The organism is Paraconexibacter sp. (genome assembly GCF_059438195.1).
The window spans coordinates 1-2,663 of the sequence record NZ_JBLKKY010000137.1; the positions used below are offsets into that span (position 1 = coordinate 1).

Annotated in this window: 5 protein-coding genes; all 5 read left to right on the forward strand. The window is 72.5% G+C overall.

Annotation, left to right across the window (positions count from 1 at the left end; translation table 11 throughout):
• On the forward strand, positions 1-511 hold a 511-nt coding region (locus ACME2J_RS22175; protein ID WP_495547122.1), incomplete at its 5' end, for a flagellar hook-length control protein FliK.
• 9 nt (positions 512-520) lie between these two features.
• Positions 521-934 (forward strand): flagellar hook assembly protein FlgD, encoded by a 414-nt coding sequence (locus ACME2J_RS22180; protein ID WP_495547123.1) that lies wholly within the window; start codon positions 521-523, stop codon positions 932-934.
• Positions 931-1,323 carry a TIGR02530 family flagellar biosynthesis protein gene (locus ACME2J_RS22185; RefSeq protein ID WP_495547124.1) on the forward strand — a complete coding sequence of 131 codons (393 nt, stop codon included), beginning with the start codon at positions 931-933 and terminating at the stop codon, positions 1,321-1,323. The genes ACME2J_RS22180 and ACME2J_RS22185 overlap by 4 nt, the downstream gene beginning before the upstream one ends.
• Before the next feature lie 47 nt (positions 1,324-1,370).
• A complete protein-coding gene (locus ACME2J_RS22190; protein WP_495547125.1) occupies positions 1,371-2,189 on the forward strand; it encodes a flagellar hook-basal body complex protein in 819 nt (272 codons plus the stop codon).
• A 17-nt stretch (positions 2,190-2,206) separates the two neighbouring features.
• On the forward strand, positions 2,207-2,446 hold the full coding sequence (locus ACME2J_RS22195) for a flagellar FlbD family protein (protein ID WP_495547126.1): 240 nt from the start codon (positions 2,207-2,209) through the stop codon (positions 2,444-2,446).
• Positions 2,447-2,663: the final 217 nt, after the last annotated feature.

A 2,663-nucleotide genomic window follows, 5' to 3' on the forward strand; every position in this document is an offset into this window, starting at 1 on the left:
CCCGCCCGCGGCGGCGCCCGCCGGCACGCCGGCCGCGGCCCCCGCGCTCCTCGAGGCGTGGATGTCGCGCGGGTTCGGCCACACGGTCGAGCGCGTCGCGGACCTCGCGCACGTCGCGACCGCGAAGGGCGTCGCCCGGGCGCGCCTCCAGCTCCACCCCCAGGAGCTCGGCGGGATCGAGGTCCGGCTGCGCCAGTCGGCCGACGGCCTCATCGCGACGATCACCGCGAGCCGCCAGGACGGCCTCGAGGCGCTCCAGCAGACCGCCGGCGATCTCCGCCGCTCGCTCGAGGAGCGCGGCGTCACGATCGCCCGCATCGACCTCTCGCTCGCGGCCGACGGCGAGGGCCGTCGCCCGTGGGAGCGCCGCACCGCCGACATCGCCGAGGGCGCCCGCAACGGCGGCCGCCGCGGAGGCGACGCCGTCGACGGCGTCGACTCGGACCTCGACCCCGACCCGACTCCGTCGGCGACGCCGCGCGACGGCGCGCTCGTCGACGTCCACGCCTAGGAGACCACGATGCCCATCGATCCCGTCACCTCGACGACCACCGCCGCGCCGGGCAGCGCCGACGCCGCGACGCAGACGCTCGGCCTCGGCAAGGACGCGTTCATGTCGATGCTCGTCGCGAGCCTCAAGAACCAGGATCCGAGCGCCGGCGGCGACAGCCAGCAGTGGATCCAGCAGCTCAGCCAGATGACCATGCTCGAGCAGGTGACGAACATGGCGAAGGCCACCGAGTCGCTCGCCTCCGAGCAGCGCGAGGCCCGTGCCATCGGCATGCTCGGCAAGACCGTCACGTACGCGACGGGGCCGGAGACGACCGCGACCGGCGTCGTCGAGAAGGTGAGCGCCGGGCCTGAGGGCGTCACGCTCACCGTCGGCGGCGTCCCCGGCGTGACGATCGGCTCCATCACCGAGGTCGCGTCGTGAGCATCCCGAACCCCGCCCTGCAGCCGCCCGGGATCTCGGCGCCGGTCCGTCCGGACGCGACCCAGGTCCAGCGCCCGGTCCAGTCGGACGCTCCGACCGGCCCCGCGTTCGCGGAGGTGCTCGCGAACCGCACGAGCGGCGTCCACTTCTCCAACCACGCGCTCCAGCGCGTCGGCAAGCGCGGCATCGACGTCGACCCGACGACGCTGCAGCGCCTCGACTCGGCCGTCCAGAAGGCGGCCGGAAAGGGCGCCCGCGATGCGGTCGTCCTCGTGGACGACAGCGCGTTCGTCGTGTCGGTCCGCATCAAGACCGTCATCACCGCCATCGATCGCGAGCAGCTCCGCGATCACGTCTTCACGAACATCGACAGCGCCGTCATCGGCTGACGTCGCCTCACCGTCCACCACCCCCACCACACCGAAGGAGCCCACCGATGATCCGAGGCATGTTCAGCGCCATCAGCGGCCTGCGCAACCACCAGATCATGCTCGACGTCACCGCGAACAACCTCGCGAACGTGAACACGATCGGCTTCAAGTCGAGCCGCGCGTCCTTCAAGGACCAGCTCCAGCAGACCTACCAGTTCGGCACCGCCGCGGGCCCGACGACCGGTGGCCTCAACGGCCGGCAGGTCGGCCTCGGCGTCCAGCTCTCGACGATCGACAACCAGATGGGCTCCGGCTCGCTGCAGGCGACGGGCAACCCGCTCGACGTCGCGATCCAGGGCGATGGCTGGTTCCGCGTCGGCCTCGGCGCGCCGCCTGCGCTCCCGACCGAGACGCAGTACACGCGCGCGGGCAACTTCCGCCGCAACGACCAGGGCTTCCTCGTCACCGCCGACGGCTACTACGTCCTCGGCCGCACCGGCGCCGCCGACACCTACATCCAGGTCCCGCTCGGCGCGACCGACACGATCGTCGGCGAGGACGGCTCGGTGTCCTACATCCCGGCCGGCGGCGGCCCGCGGGCCGCGGCGGGCACGATCTCGCTCGCGCAGTTCCCGAACGAGGAGGGCCTCACCCGCGTGTCCGGCAACCGCTGGATCGCCGACCCCGCCTCCGGCGCGGAGATCGTCGGGACCCCGGGCGGGACCTTCGGCGTGACGACGTCCGGCACGATCGAGATGTCGAACGTCGACCTCGCAGCCGAGTTCACGCAGATGATCGTCTCGCAGCGCGGCTTCCAGGCGAACTCGCGTGTCATCTCGACGACCGACGAGATGCTCCAGGATCTCGTCAACCTCAAGCGATAGCGAGTGGGTGAGCGACGATGATCGAGCTCCACCGGCTGTCGCGCGATGCGCAGCCGTTCCTCGTGAACCCCGACCTCGTCGCTCACGTCGAGGCCTCCCCGGACACGCACGTCACGCTCACGACGGGCACGAAGTACGTCGTGCGCGAGACGCCCGCGGAGGTCACCGAGATCGTCCGGGCGTGGCGGGTGGGGATCCTCACCGACGCGCTCGTCGCGGCGGGCCGCCCGCCGGCGGGCATCGCGGCGATCCGCTGAGAGGGGCGGGGCGGCCGCCGCGGCGGCACGCCGCAGGCGGCGGCGCGCCGCAAGCGCGAGCGGCGCGCCGACGGGCGCGAGCGGCGCGCCGACGGCGCGAGAACTCAAGAGCGGCTCCCATGCGGCACGGTGTGAGTTCTCGGCCGCCCGACGGGGGGTACGAAATCAACGCGCGTTGATTTGACCCCCTATATGGGAGCGAATCGAACGCGCGTTG

Bases quoted from the DNA above. Each gene is read 5' to 3' on its own strand.
- ACME2J_RS22180 (WP_495547123.1), top strand. From the start codon at position 521: ATGCCCATCGATCCCGTCACCTCGACGACCACCGCCGCGCCGGGCAGC.
- ACME2J_RS22190 (WP_495547125.1), top strand. From the start codon at position 1,371: ATGATCCGAGGCATGTTCAGCGCCATCAGCGGCCTGCGCAACCACCAG.
- ACME2J_RS22195 (WP_495547126.1), top strand. From the start codon at position 2,207: ATGATCGAGCTCCACCGGCTGTCGCGCGATGCGCAGCCGTTCCTCGTG.